Genomic DNA, 15,694 nt, shown 5'->3' with positions numbered 1-15,694 from the left:
TTACATAATAGGTATTATTATAACATATTAAGCCCTTATGTCATAAAATTGCGATGGTAAAGACATAAACTTCTTAAAATCTATTTCTAAACCAACACTTATTGAAGTTTTCTTTACCTTACTTATTTTTGCGGTTTTCCTTCATGGCGTTTTTGTAGCACTTGCAACACTTCATACACATCCACTTTTTGTTCTTGAAGTAATACAAGTAGGTGATATAAAAGGTCTGCTGATTCCCATTTCACTTCTTCTTTGTCACGATTTTTCGCGCCAATGACAACCTCTGTTGCTTCTTCCCCAACCTTTTTACAAATTTTATCGATACCCTTGTCGAATAAATATGTAGTGTACGCACCTTCTGGCATATCGATTTCACGTTGTTTAATTACTTCTACAAGCTGCGGTAAAATGGCAACTGAGCCTGGACGTTCGTTTTCAACAAGTGATTCAGTAAAGCATGACGTTGTGCCTGTATGACAAGCTGGGCCAGAAGGAATGACTTCAATGACAAGTGCATCTTGATCACAATCTGCTTTTATTGACACGACTTTTTGCGTATTACCGCTTGTTGCGCCTTTATGCCAAAGTTCGTTACGAGAACGAGAGTAAAACCAAGTTTCGTTCGTTTCAATTGTTTTTTGTAATGATTCCTCATTCATATAGGCAACTGTTAATACTTCTTTTGATTGGGCATCTTGAACAACTGCTGGGATTAACCCTTGCTCATTAAATTTTACGTTCATCGTACAGGAACTCCTTTTTCGTTTAAGTAGCTTTTGACTTCTGCTACGCTCGTTTCTTTATAGTGGAAAATGCTTGCCGCAAGAGCCGCATCTGTATCAACATCTTGTAACACCTCGCGGAAGTGCTCGGCATTGCCCGCACCACCACTTGCAATAACCGGCACGGTAACTGCTTCACGTACGGCTTTAGTTAACGCTAAATCAAAACCAGATTTTTCTCCATCTTGGTTCATCGATGTGAGTAGAATTTCCCCAGCACCTAAGCGGACAGCTTCTTTCGCCCACTCTACAGCCTTCCAAGTAGTTTTGTTACGACCACCGTGTGTGTAGACCATCCATGTGCCATCTTGTTCAGAATAGCGTGCATCAATAGCGCAAACGATGCATTGTGCGCCAAAGTAGTCTGAGCCTTCCTTAATTAACTCTGGGCGTTCTAGCGCGGACGTATTGACGGAAACTTTATCGGCACCCGCTCGTAAAATTCGCTTCATATCATCTAATGTGCGAATCCCGCCACCAACTGTAAAGGGGATGGCTAAGCTGGCTGCAGTTTGGCGTACGACATCGACCATCGTTTCACGCCCTTCATGTGAAGCGGAAATGTCTAGAAAAACCAATTCATCCGCGCCTTGCTCATCATAAAACCTCGCTAGCTCTACTGGATTTCCCGCGTCACGTAACTCAACAAATTGTACACCTTTTACAACGCGACCTTCTTTAACATCTAGGCATGGAATAATTCGTTTAGTTAACATATCTTCTCCATTACCCCCTTCGCCCAAGCCGTCAATAAGTACACACCAAATTGTCCCGATTTTTCTGGGTGGAATTGCATCCCTGTAAAGTTATCCTTTGATACAATTCCCGGCACCTTTATTCCTTCATAATCTGCATAAGCAACGAGCTCTTTTTCGTCCATTTTCGTTGCATAAAAAGAATGGACAAAGTATACATAGCGATCCTTTGGCAGTAAACTACTAGTTAGCCAGATGGGTGTTTGCTGAACATTTAATTCGTTCCAGCCCATATGTGGGATACGTGAGACGCCTTCAAAACGCTTAATATGCCCTTGGAAAATTTTCAACCCCTCAGTTGGCGCTACTTCTTCACTTTGCTCAAACATTAACTGCATTCCTAAGCAAATACCTAGGAGTGGCTTTTTCGTTTGTTGAATAAATGGGATAAGCCTTGTTTCTTGTAAACGTTTCATCGCATCAGGAAATGCGCCAACCCCTGGTAAAACAAGAGCATCTGCTGTCTCTAAACAGGTTTTATCACTTGTTACAATTACTTCGGCACCTAACCTTTTTAATGCTTGCTCAACGCTAAAAAGATTACCCATTCCGTAATCAATTATTGCAATTTTCACGTTAACAGCCCCTTTGTTGATGGCACTCCTTTTACCCTTGGGTCAATTTGAATTGCGTCATCTAATGCTCGTGCCAATGCTTTAAAAATCGCTTCAATAATATGATGTGTATTATGTCCATATGGCACGATGACATGTAAATTAATACGGGCTTCTAATGCAAACTTCCATAAAAACTCATGAACAAGTTCTGTATCAAAGCTGCCGACTTTGGCATTTAATGTAGGTACAATGCGGTATTCTAAATGCGGTCGATTGGAACAATCGACTACTACTTGCGCTAATGCATCATCCATTGGTACAAAGGCATTGCCGTAACGCTTAATTCCTTTTTTATCTCCTAGCGCTTCGCGGAATACTTGACCTAGCACAATTCCAATATCTTCAGTCGTATGGTGATCATCAATCCACGTATCACCGTTCGCAATTATTTTCCCGTCAAATAATCCGTGCTTCATGAAAAGGTCAAGCATGTGGTCCATAAAGCCGACACCAGTCTTAATTTCTGCCTGTCCTGCTCCATCTAAATTAAGCTCTACTGCAATCTTTGTTTCATTTGTATTTCGTTCAATCTTTGCAAAACGTGTCATTCTTCTTCTCCTTTGTCCCATCCGCGTGATTCGACTGCTCGAGCATGCCCTTCTAGTCCTTCAAGGCGTGCTAAACGGGCAATCTTCGGTGCATTTTGAGCCCATGTTTTTTTACTATAATAAACAACGCTCGTGCGCTTAATAAAATCGTCGACATTTAAGCCACTTGCAAAACGCGCTGTAGAGTTAGTTGGTAATACGTGGTTCGTTCCTGCAAAGTAATCGCCGACAGGTTCTGAGCTATAACGTCCAATGAAAATCGCGCCAGCATGTGTAATCATTTGCGATACTTGCTCCGCTTTTTCAGTAATGACCTCTAAATGCTCTGGTGCTAATGAATTTACCGCTCGTACCGCTTCTTCAATCGATTCTGCCACATAAATATGCCCAAAATTTTTAATTGCTTGTCGGGCAATTGCTTCACGTGGTAATTTGGCCATTTGAATTTCAACCTGTTCTGCCACAGCATCTGCTAAATCATCACTTGTAGTAATAAGAATTGCACAAGCAATAGGATCGTGCTCCGCTTGCGATAAAAGGTCAGCCGCAATTTCATCAGCGTAAGCTGAATCATCTGCTAAAACACAAATTTCAGATGGACCAGCAATCATATCAATCGCTACTTCACCAAATACTTCACGCTTCGCTAATGCGACAAAGATATTGCCTGGCCCTGTAATTTTATCAACCGGCGCAATCGATTCAGTCCCATATGCAAGAGCTGCAATCGCTTGGGCACCGCCAACTTTATATATTTCTGTTATACCTAAAATATGTGCCGCTACGAGAACGGCATCAGGTAACTTCCCATTTTTTCCTGCTGGTGACGTTATGACCGTACGTTTAACTCCAGCTACTTGTGCGGGAATAACGTTCATTAATACCGAGGACGGATAGGCAGCTAAGCCACCCGGTACGTATAAGCCAACTGCATCAAGTGGCGTAATACGTTGCCCTAAATAAGAGCCATCTGCTAACGGCAAAGTAAAGCCATTCCGTTTTTGCTCGTTATGGTACAACCGAATATTGTCCGCTGCTTCTTTTAAATCTGCATAAAGCTGTTTGTCGAAATTATTTACTGCTAGTTCAATTTCCTGTGTACTTACCTTTAACTGCTCTGGTGCAAAGCCATCCCATTTTTCGCTGTAGTAGTGAATTGCCTTGTCACCTTTTTCACGGACAGCTGCAATTACTTCACGAACAGTTTTTAACTGTTCCTCATTGCCACCTTCTAATTGGCGCTTTAACGATATATCACTTGTTAATGCGGTAATTTTCATATGGACCCTTCTCTCTATTTCACACATTTTTTTAGACGTGTTACTAAATCTTGAATTCGTTCACTCTTCATACGATAGCTTACCGGATTGGCAATTAAGCGTGATGACACTTCAGCAATGCGTTCATATTCTACTAAGCCATTTTCCTTTAATGTACGACCCGTAGAAACAATGTCGACAATGCGGTCTGCTAAACCAATCATTGGTGCAAGTTCAATAGAGCCATTTAATTCAATAATTTCTACTTGTTCTCCGATGCCTTTATAGTATTTCATCGCAATATTCGGATATTTTGTTGCAATACGCGGTGCGATTTCATTTAATGTTGTATTCGGTAAGCCAGCTGAAGCGATATAGCAATCACTAATTTTTAAGTCGAGTAACTCATGAACAGTTCGATGTTGCTCAAGTAGAACATCTTTTCCAGCAATACCGATATCCGCTACGCCATGCTCTACATATACTGGCACATCCATTGGTTTCGCTAGTATAAATCGAATTTTTTCATCCGGAATTTCAATCATTAGTTTACGCGACATTTCTACTTCTTCAGGGAGGTTGAAGCCTGCTTCGATTAACATTTCATAGGCTTCTTCAAAAATTCGTCCCTTTGGCATCGCAATTGTTAAGTCTTTCATTGCTTACGCCTCCCTACTTTGAAATTCATTTACTACTTGATAGTGTGCTTTTAACGCTTCAACATCTGGAGTACCTTCATACGATTGGAATGTCACTTGCTTTCCTTGTTCACGTAAAAATTGAGCTTGGCCAAGTGCTTCTGTAAAACGATCCTGCGCGAATAAGATAAGCACTTGGTCAATTTCTACTTCGATTTTTGACATTGCTTCAAGTACGCGATCGATACGTAAGCCAAAGCCTGTCGCACCTACAGTTGAACCGAAGTGTGCTAACAATCCGTCGTAACGACCACCGTTTCCTAATGGGAAGCCACTACCTAATGCAAATACTTCAAACAGCATCCCCGTGTAATAGCTCATATGGCTTGATAATGTAAAATCAAACGCTATGTACTTTTCATAGCCTGCCGCTTCTAAAATACGAGAAAGGCTGCGCATATATTCCAGTGCATCATTTTTACGGACATATTTTTCAATAGCTTCTATAGAAGAAAGACTAATCGCTTCTTCGATATAGGCTAAAAGTGCATCCGATTTTGTTTTTGGCAAGTCAAAAGCTAATACAGCTTCTTCAAAGCCAACGTAATTACGTTGCACAAGTAGCTCGTTTAAATTTGAGGCTTGGTCTTTGCTTTCTGTGTAATCTTTTAAAATGCAACTTAGTACCCCTGCATGGCCAATCGTTACTTTAAAATCAGTAATTTGATATGCCTTTACTAAATCAATGGCAGTCATGATGACTTCTGCATCCGCATAAACCGATTTATCACCAATTAACTCAATGCCCATTTGATCAAACTCAGCTGGTCGCCCGCCTTCTTGTTGTTGTGCACGAAAGACGTTTGCAAAGTAAGCCAATCGTTGTGGAATTTTTTCCTTTAATAGCTTCGATGTTGCGACACGGGCAATTGGTGTCGTCATATCTGGTCGAAGTACAAGCGTATTGCCTTGACTATCCACTAATTTGAAAAGCCTTGCATCTGAAATAGCCGATGCTTTTCCGACTGTATCGTAATATTCTACAGAGGGAGTCTTAATGAATTCGTATCCACGATCTCGCAACAAACTCCGACCAGTTGAACGAATATATTCAAGTTTTTCGTAAATCTCGGGAAATGTATCGCGCATCCCAAGAGGTTTTTCGAACATTTTTATCGATGACATTTTGACACATCCTAAACTTTTTAATCTTGAAAAAATCCGGTTCTGTTTACACTTTAGTTGACTAGAGTGCTAAATTACTAGTGTATGAAAGTATTTTACTGCTACAAATGAAAATAGTCAACGTATTCATTTGTAGCAGTAATTTTTGTATTTGTAGATTGCGTTCGATACAGGTAAATTCGTGCGGAACAAAATGTTGATTATATTAAATTTTCTGATTAATTATATTATACATCAGTCATTTTAGAGGCGTTTCTCGAGTTTTGTTTGAATTAGGGTATTATTGTTAATATTTTGCTATGGTGAGGATTGGGCTTTATTATGATGATTTTGTTCAATTTAATTTGAATTCTGTCTTTTAAAAGTTGTTTTGTCCTTTAATTCAACGATTTTGTCCATTTACCCTTGAATTTTAGATAATAATAGGCCCATATTGTCCTTTTTAAATATCATTATGTCCTTATTCTTTTCACTTTTGTCTATTAAAAAATTTCCACTCAAATTTAGCACAAAAAATGTCCTTTATTTTTCAAGTTTGATCTACTATCTTTTATATTTTGTCCTTTTCTCCGATACTTTTGTCCATTATCCCCGCTTTCTTTTCTCGCACTATTTTTGTCTCTTTTCAACTAAACTTTGTCTTATATCCACATATTTATGTCCATTAATATCTCGTCACCTTTTCTCGCACTACAATTTCATTGTGTCCATCAAATCCCTTCCCATCCCCCTGTTCTTATTTCAACCAGTCAACCCCGAGTTAAAAATGCTCAAACAAAAAACACCATCTCACGATAAGATGATGTTTCTTCGCCCACGATATCTTCGTTATCCTACACTAATTATTATTCTTGCTCTGTTCTTCGCTCTCCGTAACAATGTTTCTTCATTTGCATGATATATTTTCTACTACCACAAACAAAAATAACGTTTTTTACTTTCATTTTCTTCTCCAAATAAGCCCACATTATTATTCATTATGCCACACCGGGTGATCATTCTTTTTTCGTTCTGCCATTTGTTCTGCTGTAAAGATGATTTGCATTGGGTTTCCTCCGGCCATACAGCCTGCTGGGACGTCTTTATGAACGAGGGTAGCGGCGGAAATGATTGCGCCGTCTCCAATTTTCACACCTGGCAAAATGGTAGAGTTCGCGCCGACCATTACTTGGCTGCCAATTTCGACATTGCCTAATCGATATTCGTCAATCAAATATTCGTGTGCCAAAATTGTTGTATTGAATCCAATTACTGAATTATCTCCTACCGAAATTCTTTCAGGAAACATTGTATCGGGCATGACCATTAATGCAAGAGACGTTTGTTTGCCGATTTTCATTTTTAAGAACGTGCGGTAAATCCAGTTTTTCACGGATAAAGATGGTGTAATTCGACCAATTTGAATGAAGATAAAGCATTTCATTACTTTCCAAAATGATACTGTTTTATATATATTCCACAATGAATTGGCACCATGAACACGATAACGCTCTGTTCGTCTCATTTTTACTCCCCTTTCACAATTTCAATTAAATCATTCATATGTTCTAGCATATAATCTGGTTTAAATTGTTGTAAATAGCTCGCGCCTTTTGCTGACCATGCAACACCTGCTGTTCGGACTCCTGCGTTTTTTCCACCTTCAATATCATGTGAATTGTCGCCAATCATTATTGCTTCTTCTTTGCTAACACCTAACTTCTCCAGAGCTAATAACACTGGCTCAGGATGCGGTTTAACATGCGTTACTTCATCAAGTCCTATAATTGCTTCAAATAAGTGACCCGCACCAAGAATTTTCATCCCACGTTCCAACCCTTCGCTGCTTTTGGTTGAAACGATGGCCATCTTCAAACCTAATGCATGCAGCTGCTCCAGTGTTTCAAGTACAGCATCATATCCCTTTACGAGGGCATCATGATTTGTGGCGTTCCATTCTTTATATTTGTAAATCATTTGTTCTGTTTCGCCTGGTGTTAATTCGTCAAAGGTCTGCTGCAATGATGGTCCGATAAATTGTAAGCAATCTTGTACCGTATATTTGCCCGGAAACCTTTCGTCAAATATATGCATAAATGTTTGTACAATTAAATCATTTGTATCGAGTAATGTTCCATCAAAATCAAATAATAGTGCTTTCGTTTTCATCGATGTCTCTTCCTTTTTAAAAGACCGCTCGCAACAATAGCAAACGGTCTATCCTATCATTATTTCTTTTTCTTTGATTGAGGTTTTTGTTTTTTAGAAGCCGTATCCCCTTTTTCTATATCTAAATAATGTACAACAGGCTTCACGTTCATGCGGCGATAAATAATAGCAATTACGCCTACCGCAATACCAATAATTGAAACGACTTGAGCGGAGCGTAAATCGCCGACTAAGTATAGGCTATCAGTACGCATTCCTTCGATAAAGAAACGACCAAATGAGTACCAAATTAAATAGAAGAAGAACATTTCGCCTCGACGCCAGTTCCATTTACGTGCGAATAATAAAATGATAAAGCCGACTAAGTTCCAAAGCGATTCATATAAAAAGGTCGGGTGTACATATGTACCATCTTCTTTAATATACATTTGTTCAATAAGCCAATTTGGTAAAAATAAGCTTTCTAAAAAATCACGAGATACTGGACCACCATAAGCCTCCTGGTTGATAAAATTACCCCATCGGCCAACAATTTGCCCAATTAAAATACTAGGTGCCGCTATATCTGCTAAACGCAAGAAGCTTACTTTACGCTTTCTTGTGAAAATATATGCTGTAATAAAGGCTCCAATTAAAGCTCCATGAATGGCGATTCCACCATTCCAAATTTCAATAATACGACCAGGGTTTACACTGTAATAATCCCATTTCATCGCTACATAATAGACACGAGCAGATAAGATAGAAATTGGTACTGCCCAAATTAATAAATCTGCAATAAATTCTTCATCAAGTCCGCGACGAACAGACTCTTTTTGGGCTAAAATATAAGCAACAACTATCCCTACGCCAATAATTATTCCGTACCAGTTTACCGGAAGAGGTCCTAAATGAAAGGCTACCGGGTTTATGGCTAATAAATTTGCTGTCATACAATTCTCCTTCCAACATTTCTAACATTAATAATCATCTAAATCATCATTCGGAACGAGCATATCGTCTAAACGACGGGCGAATTCCTCTGCAGCGTTCACTCCCATTTTTTTGAGACGATAGTTCATTGCAGCTACTTCAATAATTACAGATACGTTCCGTCCCGGCTGAACTGGAATCGTCAGCTTTGTAACTTCCGTGTCAATGATTTTCATTTTTTCCTCATCTAATCCTAGACGATCGTAAAACTTATCTGGATCCCAATTTTCTAATTCAACGATTAACGTTATTCGCTTATACGGGCGAACCGCACTGGCACCAAATAATGTCATAATATCAATTATACCGATACCCCGAATTTCAAGTAAATGCTCAAGTAATGGCGGTGGGCTCCCGACTAACATATTTTCAGCCTCTTGACGGATTTCAACACTATCATCAGCTACTAAGCGGTGACCTTTTTTCACAAGCTCTAGTGCAGTCTCACTTTTTCCGACACCGCTTTTCCCCATAATTAGAACACCAATACCGTACACATCTACTAAGACACCATGCATCGCGGTTGTTGGGGCTAGCTTACTTTCTAAAAAGTTTGTGAGACGACTTGAAAATCGAGTAGTTGTTAACGGCGTAATTAACACTGGTACATGATTTTCATTTGATGCGTCAATCAATTCCTGTGGGACTTCCATATCTCGAGAAATAATTATTACAGGTGTTTCCTCCGAGCAAAGCTGCTTCATTCGCAATTTTTTGTCTCCTGGTGGAAGCATTTCAAAAAAGGAAAGCTCGGTTTTCCCAAGAAGTTGTACACGATTTGCAGGGTAATGTGTGAAATAACCTGCCATTTCTAAACCTGGACGAGAAATATCACTTGTTGTTATGTAACGACCGATGCCTTCTTCCCCACTAATTAGCTGCAAATTAAATTTTTCCATTACATCTTTTGTAATTACTTGAATCATAGATTTGTACCGCTCCTATCGTCATTGCATCTAGTTTGTATTTTATCATGTCTAGTGTAATTCCTATAGAAAAGCAACTCAAAATTTTCTAATAAAGAAAAAAAACGCTAAAGCGTCTATCCAGCCTTCGATGATTTGTAAACAATTTAAAAATGCGGCAAAGTACGCAATGTACTTTACCGCTTTCACATAAATGATTATTTTAAACCAGCTAAGTAAGCAGCTGCTGCTTCAGCATCTGCCCCTTTAAGTAAGCCACCTGGCATACCTTTATCAGTACCGTTTAAAATAATGTCTAAAATTTCTTCTTCTGAGTATTTCGCGCCAATTTTATCTAATGCTGGAGCGCTTGCACCTTGTAATTTACCGCCGTGGCAAGTAGCACATGATTGTTGGACAAGCTTTTCGCCATTTGGTGCTGACGTTTCGCCATTTGAAGATGAACTTGAATCATCTCCTCCGCCTCCACAAGCTGCTAAAAATAATGCAGAACCGAAAACTACTGTTAAAATACTTTTCTTCATTCTGAACCCCTCCAAAAATGAATATTTAATACGTTACCTATTATAGCAAATTTATGAACGTTTGAAACCTTCCCCCAACACCTCATAAGCATCTGAAACAATTACAAATGCTTGTGGGTCAACGGTTTTCAATACTTGTTTCAGCTTTGTGAACTCTGTTTGATATACTACCACCATTAATACAGGACGCTCTTCACCTGTATAACCACCGATTGCTGGTAATTTTGTAACGCCCCGATCAATTTCTCGATAAATAGCATCTCGTACTTCGCTTTCATTTTTCGTAATAATGTAAACCATTTTTGACTGACTAAAGCCAAGCTGAACAATATCGATTGTTTTCGTTGTTACATATAAACCAATTAATGCATAAAGACCCTTTTCTAAATCGAATACGATCGCCGCGCTAATAGCTATAATGCCATCTATTAATAGCACACTTGTCCCTAATGTTAAGCCTGTATATTTCGTAATAATTTGTGCTAATAAATCAGTTCCGCCTGTTGAAGCATTTCCTTTAAATACTAGCCCAATCCCTAGTCCAACTACAATGCCACCAAAAATGGCACCTAAAAGTGGATTTAATGTCCATGCTTCCCAATCCCCCGTGACTATAACGAAAAATGGTAATGCTAATGTGCCTACTAGCGATTTGAAGCCAAATTTCTTTCCTAAAATTAAAACGCCTGCAATAAACAACGGAATATTAAATGCATATTGAACAAGACCGGCATTCCAACCAAACATTCCATTTAAAATCGTACTAATACCACTAACCCCACCAGAAGCGACTTGGTTAGGGAATAAAAATACATTGAAGCCAAGTGCAATAACGGCTGCACCTGCAATAACAAACAAATATTCCTTAATGACATGTTGCACTGGATTTCGCGAACTATACGTTAATTCTTTCATAAACATCCTCGCTTTTTTTAGAAAATTCCATTGAATTATAGCAAATACGCTTTAAAATGAGAACTTCATTAAGATGAAGGATGCAAAAGAAAAAGTTGTTCTACAAGCTTTTGCTTACAAAACAACTTTTCATAGATTTTATTTTGCTAAAAGTGCATCTTCAACCCACGCATTTACTTCTTCATAAATGGTCAACAGCTCTTCTTCAGAAACGTTTAACTGTATAGCAAGCGGCTTTAATTGCTTCCAATCTAATTTACTTAGCGCAATACTAAATTGTAAATAAGGCGTCATATTTGTTTTGACACCGCCAATCGTTTCCAGAATATCTTCTGATAATGGCAATTGACTAAGAATCAAATTCAATGGACGTTTTAAAAGGGAATCGATTAATGAAAACATTCCAACTAAAAAATACTCTGAATAATTCGTTTGGTAGTTTAGACGAGCAATTTTTTCACATACTTTCGCTCTGAATAAAGTAAAATACATGAGCTCTTTAAATACATCATTATTATGCTGCATATCTGTTTCACGCATTGCTAAAAGATAAATCCATTTCCGAAGCTCTTCCAATCCTAATAACAATATAGCTTGCTTTATTGACCGCACCTTTGATTTTGTTCGTCTTGCTGAATTATTAATTAGCTGAAGTAGCTTGTATGTTAACGAGATTTCACGCTCTATATTTTCTGCTATTATATCTATGTTTGCCTCATCATCACGAAGTAATGCGATAATTTGGAAGTACTGAACGATATTTGGCGGAATATCCGTTGATTTTATAATTTCTGGTTGTTCAAAAAAGTATCCTTGGAATAACGAATATCCGCTTTCCTTTGCTATCTCAAATTCTTCACGTGTTTCTACCTTTTCTGCTAATAATTTAATTGATGGAAATTGGGATTTTATTTTTTGTTCTATTTCCATCCGTACGATCGGCGATGTAGCTATAAAGTCAATTTTTATATAATCTATGTATGTAAATAGTTCAGGATATAGTGTAACGTCATCAGTCATAATGAAGTCATCTAATGCTATTTTAAAGCCATACTCCTTCAACTCTTTTAACCGTTCAATTAGCTCTAGAGTAATCGGAATATTTTCTAGTAGCTCTACAACGACTTTTTTCGGATCTAAAAAATCCAATGAGTCTCCCATTACTAAATTTTCAGTGAAATTAACAAAGGCTGGATGGCCATTTGCTACTTCATTAATCCCGATCGATAAAAAAGAGTTAATTAATATATGTAACGTCGCTTTATCTGAATCAATTTGCGGAAATACGTTTGCATCACTGTTTCTATAGAGTAACTCATATGCAACAACTTCTTCTCGTATATTAAATATCGGCTGTCTTCCGATAAAAATTTCCACGGTCGTCTCCTCAATTCTTTTTTAATTCTATTATCTAGTAATATATGCTTTCTAAATATACCTATTATTGTAAATACCATTACTTACATTGTACTATATTATTTAAGAACAATATAGAGGAGGTAATCAAGTGAATTATGTGAAGTATGAGCAAAAAGATTATATCGCCAAGGTGACGTTAGATCGTCCCGAAATGCTAAATGCATTTAATTTTGAAATGTTAGAACAACTACGTAAAGTAATTGAATCAATTCAAATTCACCCTAATATTCGTCTCGTCATCATTACAGGTGCGGGTGACAAAGCTTTTTCTGTTGGTGCAGATTTAAAGGAACGAAAGACGTTACCTGATACACTTGTAAAGCGGAATTTAAATCGTTTTGGTGAAGTCTTTACATTAATTGAACAATTACCACAACCAACGATTTGTGTACTGAATGGCTATGCTTTTGGTGGTGGATTAGAACTTGCACTTGCTTGTGATTTCCGCATCGCTTCGGAAAACATTCTACTCGGCTTAACTGAAACGAGTCTCGGAATTATTCCGGGTGCTGGAGGGACCCAACGTTTACCTCGACTAATTGGTGAAGCAAAAGCATTAGAACTTATTTTAACAGCGAAACGGTTGAATGCTCATGAAGCTCTTCAATATGGTGTGCTCACAAAAATTGCGCAACATGAAGCATTACATGAGGTGGCGGAACAATTTGCAGCCACTATTTTGCAAAATGCACCGATTGCTATTCAACAAGCAAAATTTGCGGTAAAACAAGGAATAAAAACAGATATACAAACAGGCTTACAAATTGAACGAAAAGCCTATGAACTTACAATTCCTACTGAAGATCGAATTGAAGCTTTAAACGCTTTCTCTGAAAAACGACCTCCGCAATTTAAAGGGAAATAACAACCCACAATCTAGTAACCTTCCACTAATGTATGCAAAAGAGGTATCCACACCGGATACCTCTTTCTTTATGTTATAAATATTTTGCAAACCAGCTCGTAATTTGATCAAGTCGTTCTAAGCGGAGGCTCGGAATTCCTGTGCGTGAAAGGTTGTGATCACACTCTGGGAAGCGTACGAAGCCAACTTCTTTCCCCATCCGTTTTAACGTAATATAAAACTGCTCTGCTTGTTCGATTGGACAACGGAAATCGCGTTCACTGTGTAAAATTAGAAGCGGTGTTTCAACATTTGCTGCATATTTTAATGGTGAATGATGCCATAATTTCTCCACATCATTCAAATCAGCTTGGATTTGCCATTCTGTGAAATAATAACCGATATCTGATACACCATAGAAGCTAATCCAATTTGAAATCGAGCGTTGTGTTACCGCTGCTTTAAAGCGGTTCGTATGTCCAACAACCCAGTTCGTCATGAAGCCACCATAGCTTCCACCTGTAATACCTAAGCGTTTTTCATCAATCCACGCATAGTTTTCGAGAGCATAATCGACACCTGCCATAATATCCTCGTAGTCGCCACCACCGTAATCGCCTCTAACACCATCAACAAATGTTTGGCTATAACCATGACTTCCACGTGGATTTACATAAAGTACCCCATACCCCTGTGCAGTAAGTAACTGCATTTCATGGAAAAACGTATTTGCATACAATGTATGTGGTCCACCATGTACTTCTACAATCAATGGATATTTTTCGCCCTCCACATAGTCCGCAGGCTTCATAATCCATCCATGTACAGTCCAATTATCCTTTGTTGTATAAACGATTGCTTCAGGCGTTGATAAAGTTGTTTCTTCTAAAAACTTCTCATTAAAAGACGTGAGCTGCTTACGTTCACCTGTCGTAATATCAAAGTCGAATAATTCGCCAGGGAAAATTGGATTTGAAACGGTCATTAGCGCTCGATTACCATTTTTAAAGATCGCATAGCCATACACATGCTCCGATTCAGGAGAAGCTGGATAAAGTGCCCCTTCCAACGTTGCATAATAGAGTCTAATATCTCCTTCAGTAGAAACTTGGAAATATAAATCATTGTTTTCCGTCCACACGACACCTGGTGCTTGGGAATTTTGTTGCATATCCGCAACCGCATAGTCACCTACAGGTAAATCAAAGCCCTCTGTTAGCTTTTGTGTTGTTTTTGTTTGAGTATCGTAAACATAAACATGCCCGTGTGTTGCGTTTTTATAAGATTGATCAGAGCCTCCAAAGGCAATGTAACGATCATCGAAAGAAAATGCTACCCCACCAAAATAGCCATCTTCATCAACTAATAGTTGCTCTTGTTTCGTTTCAATATCTACTAAATATAGTGGTGAACGGAACACATCATCTGTATTATCTACACGATTCACACCAATAACTAATGTTTTACCATCGTAGGAAATTCCTTGTAGTGAGTGCGAATAGTTTCCTTCTGTAAAGATAGTAAGTTCCTTTGATTCGACCGTTAATACCGCGATTTGAGAATAGCGCTCTTGCTGAAGTAGTCCAACACTATCTGCTTTGTATTTCATTTTGTCGACTATGTAAGCCTTTGGGAATTTTTTATCAGCCTTTTCTTCCTCATCTGTCAATGTTAAGCCTGATTTCACCGTAGTTGTAAGCCAAATTTTCTCTCCACATGGGCTCCATAAAAATGAATTGACACCATTTGGCAGTGTCGTCATTTCTTGCGCTTCCCCCCCACGACGATTCACGATGTATAATTGATTTTTTTCTTTTCGATTAGTCAAAAATGCTATTTGTTTCCCATCTGGTGACCATTGCGGACTAGAAACACGTTCATTCCCAAATGTCCATTGTGTAACCTCACCAGTACTTAATTCAATGTGGAATAAATGGGCATTGTAGTTATTTTCTTTCTCATTCATTTGTGTGCGAACAAACACCGCTTCTTGTTCGTTCGGAGCAAGTACCGGATTAGTAATTGATTGTAGCTCAAATAAGCTTTCCTTCGTTACGTACTTCGTCATTAAATGCACCCCTCAACTATTTCGAATTTCGTAATAATAGTTTACCATAGTTGTTTGAAAATTCAAAAGTCTATTTTATTTTTAAGAGTAACCT

At 38.3% G+C, this 15,694-nt stretch carries 16 protein-coding genes; 1 reads left to right on the top strand and 15 read right to left on the bottom strand.

All coding sequences use genetic code 11. From position 1 onward, the window contains the following. Nucleotides 1–122 precede the first annotated feature (122 nt). From hisIE to MKZ17_RS03385, 14 genes are all read right to left on the bottom strand, one after another. Complete coding sequence (gene hisIE / locus MKZ17_RS03450; protein WP_340722402.1) at nucleotides 123–743, bottom strand: bifunctional phosphoribosyl-AMP cyclohydrolase/phosphoribosyl-ATP diphosphatase HisIE; 621 nt, start codon at nucleotides 741–743, stop codon at nucleotides 123–125. Further along, nucleotides 740–1,498: an imidazole glycerol phosphate synthase subunit HisF gene (gene hisF, locus MKZ17_RS03445; protein WP_340722401.1), complete on the bottom strand. Its 759-nt coding sequence runs from the start codon at nucleotides 1,496–1,498 to the stop codon at nucleotides 740–742. The genes hisIE and hisF overlap by 4 nt, the downstream gene beginning before the upstream one ends. Beyond that, nucleotides 1,492–2,112 (bottom strand): imidazole glycerol phosphate synthase subunit HisH, encoded by a 621-nt coding sequence (gene hisH, locus MKZ17_RS03440; RefSeq protein WP_340722400.1) that lies wholly within the window; start codon nucleotides 2,110–2,112, stop codon nucleotides 1,492–1,494. The genes hisF and hisH overlap by 7 nt, the downstream gene beginning before the upstream one ends. Further along, nucleotides 2,109–2,702 (bottom strand): imidazoleglycerol-phosphate dehydratase HisB, encoded by a 594-nt coding sequence (gene hisB, locus MKZ17_RS03435; protein ID WP_340722399.1) that lies wholly within the window; start codon nucleotides 2,700–2,702, stop codon nucleotides 2,109–2,111. Before hisB ends, hisH begins: the two co-directional genes overlap by 4 nt. Then, entirely contained in the window at nucleotides 2,699–3,982 is a 1,284-nt protein-coding gene (hisD, locus tag MKZ17_RS03430; protein WP_340722398.1) for a histidinol dehydrogenase, read from the bottom strand. The genes hisB and hisD overlap by 4 nt, the downstream gene beginning before the upstream one ends. A 14-nt stretch (nucleotides 3,983–3,996) precedes the next feature. Further along, nucleotides 3,997–4,620 carry an ATP phosphoribosyltransferase gene (gene hisG, locus MKZ17_RS03425; RefSeq protein WP_340722397.1) on the bottom strand — a complete coding sequence of 208 codons (624 nt, stop codon included), beginning with the start codon at nucleotides 4,618–4,620 and terminating at the stop codon, nucleotides 3,997–3,999. Nucleotides 4,621–4,623: 3 nt separating this feature from the next. Continuing rightward, on the bottom strand, nucleotides 4,624–5,784 hold the full coding sequence (locus MKZ17_RS03420) for an ATP phosphoribosyltransferase regulatory subunit (protein ID WP_340722396.1): 1,161 nt from the start codon (nucleotides 5,782–5,784) through the stop codon (nucleotides 4,624–4,626). 970 nt (nucleotides 5,785–6,754) lie between these two features. Then, the gene (locus tag MKZ17_RS03415; protein ID WP_340722395.1) at nucleotides 6,755–7,288 is read right to left on the bottom strand and encodes an acyltransferase; all 534 of its coding nucleotides are present in this window, start codon (nucleotides 7,286–7,288) and stop codon (nucleotides 6,755–6,757) included. A 2-nt stretch (nucleotides 7,289–7,290) separates the two neighbouring features. Beyond that, nucleotides 7,291–7,932: a pyrophosphatase PpaX gene (gene ppaX / locus MKZ17_RS03410; protein ID WP_340722394.1), complete on the bottom strand. Its 642-nt coding sequence runs from the start codon at nucleotides 7,930–7,932 to the stop codon at nucleotides 7,291–7,293. Between the two features lie 59 nt (nucleotides 7,933–7,991). Beyond that, nucleotides 7,992–8,864: a prolipoprotein diacylglyceryl transferase gene (lgt, locus tag MKZ17_RS03405; RefSeq protein WP_340722393.1), complete on the bottom strand. Its 873-nt coding sequence runs from the start codon at nucleotides 8,862–8,864 to the stop codon at nucleotides 7,992–7,994. Between the two features lie 27 nt (nucleotides 8,865–8,891). Next, nucleotides 8,892–9,830 carry an HPr(Ser) kinase/phosphatase gene (gene hprK, locus MKZ17_RS03400; RefSeq protein ID WP_340722392.1) on the bottom strand — a complete coding sequence of 313 codons (939 nt, stop codon included), beginning with the start codon at nucleotides 9,828–9,830 and terminating at the stop codon, nucleotides 8,892–8,894. 197 nt (nucleotides 9,831–10,027) lie between these two features. Then, nucleotides 10,028–10,354: a cytochrome c551 gene (gene cccB / locus MKZ17_RS03395; RefSeq protein ID WP_340722391.1), complete on the bottom strand. Its 327-nt coding sequence runs from the start codon at nucleotides 10,352–10,354 to the stop codon at nucleotides 10,028–10,030. 51 nt (nucleotides 10,355–10,405) lie between these two features. Continuing rightward, nucleotides 10,406–11,269 carry a YitT family protein gene (locus MKZ17_RS03390; RefSeq protein ID WP_340722390.1) on the bottom strand — a complete coding sequence of 288 codons (864 nt, stop codon included), beginning with the start codon at nucleotides 11,267–11,269 and terminating at the stop codon, nucleotides 10,406–10,408. A 138-nt stretch (nucleotides 11,270–11,407) separates the two neighbouring features. Further along, on the bottom strand, nucleotides 11,408–12,646 hold the full coding sequence (locus MKZ17_RS03385) for an EAL and HDOD domain-containing protein (RefSeq protein WP_340722389.1): 1,239 nt from the start codon (nucleotides 12,644–12,646) through the stop codon (nucleotides 11,408–11,410). A gap of 130 nt (nucleotides 12,647–12,776) precedes the next feature. Here MKZ17_RS03385 and MKZ17_RS03380 point away from each other — a divergent pair, with 130 nt between their 5' ends. Continuing rightward, a complete protein-coding gene (locus MKZ17_RS03380; protein ID WP_340722388.1) occupies nucleotides 12,777–13,553 on the top strand; it encodes an enoyl-CoA hydratase-related protein in 777 nt (258 codons plus the stop codon). 73 nt (nucleotides 13,554–13,626) lie between these two features. On the opposite strand, the gene MKZ17_RS03375 is transcribed toward MKZ17_RS03380, so the two are convergent. Then, nucleotides 13,627–15,600, bottom strand: a complete 1,974-nt coding sequence (locus tag MKZ17_RS03375) for a S9 family peptidase (RefSeq protein WP_340722387.1) — start codon at nucleotides 15,598–15,600, stop codon at nucleotides 13,627–13,629. Nucleotides 15,601–15,694: the final 94 nt, after the last annotated feature.

It is taken from the genome of Solibacillus sp. FSL R7-0682 (assembly GCF_038005985.1).
Taxonomy (GTDB): domain Bacteria; phylum Bacillota; class Bacilli; order Bacillales_A; family Planococcaceae; genus Solibacillus.
The sequence above is the reverse complement of the archived record's forward strand: the minus strand, read 5'-3'. Positions and strand labels throughout refer to the sequence as shown.

Excerpts from the sequence above, each read along its gene's own strand:
- hisIE (WP_340722402.1), bottom strand. The coding sequence starts at position 743 with ATGAACGTAAAATTTAATGAGCAAGGGTTAATCCCAGCAGTTGTTCAA.
- hisF (WP_340722401.1), bottom strand. The coding sequence starts at position 1,498 with ATGTTAACTAAACGAATTATTCCATGCCTAGATGTTAAAGAAGGTCGC.
- hisB (WP_340722399.1), bottom strand. The coding sequence starts at position 2,702 with ATGACACGTTTTGCAAAGATTGAACGAAATACAAATGAAACAAAGATT.
- hisD (WP_340722398.1), bottom strand. The coding sequence starts at position 3,982 with ATGAAAATTACCGCATTAACAAGTGATATATCGTTAAAGCGCCAATTA.
- hisG (WP_340722397.1), bottom strand. The coding sequence starts at position 4,620 with ATGAAAGACTTAACAATTGCGATGCCAAAGGGACGAATTTTTGAAGAA.
- MKZ17_RS03420 (WP_340722396.1), bottom strand. The coding sequence starts at position 5,784 with ATGTCATCGATAAAAATGTTCGAAAAACCTCTTGGGATGCGCGATACA.
- MKZ17_RS03415 (WP_340722395.1), bottom strand. The coding sequence starts at position 7,288 with ATGAGACGAACAGAGCGTTATCGTGTTCATGGTGCCAATTCATTGTGG.
- ppaX (WP_340722394.1), bottom strand. The coding sequence starts at position 7,932 with ATGAAAACGAAAGCACTATTATTTGATTTTGATGGAACATTACTCGAT.
- lgt (WP_340722393.1), bottom strand. The coding sequence starts at position 8,864 with ATGACAGCAAATTTATTAGCCATAAACCCGGTAGCCTTTCATTTAGGA.
- hprK (WP_340722392.1), bottom strand. The coding sequence starts at position 9,830 with ATGATTCAAGTAATTACAAAAGATGTAATGGAAAAATTTAATTTGCAG.
- cccB (WP_340722391.1), bottom strand. The coding sequence starts at position 10,354 with ATGAAGAAAAGTATTTTAACAGTAGTTTTCGGTTCTGCATTATTTTTA.
- MKZ17_RS03390 (WP_340722390.1), bottom strand. The coding sequence starts at position 11,269 with ATGAAAGAATTAACGTATAGTTCGCGAAATCCAGTGCAACATGTCATT.
- MKZ17_RS03375 (WP_340722387.1), bottom strand. The coding sequence starts at position 15,600 with ATGACGAAGTACGTAACGAAGGAAAGCTTATTTGAGCTACAATCAATT.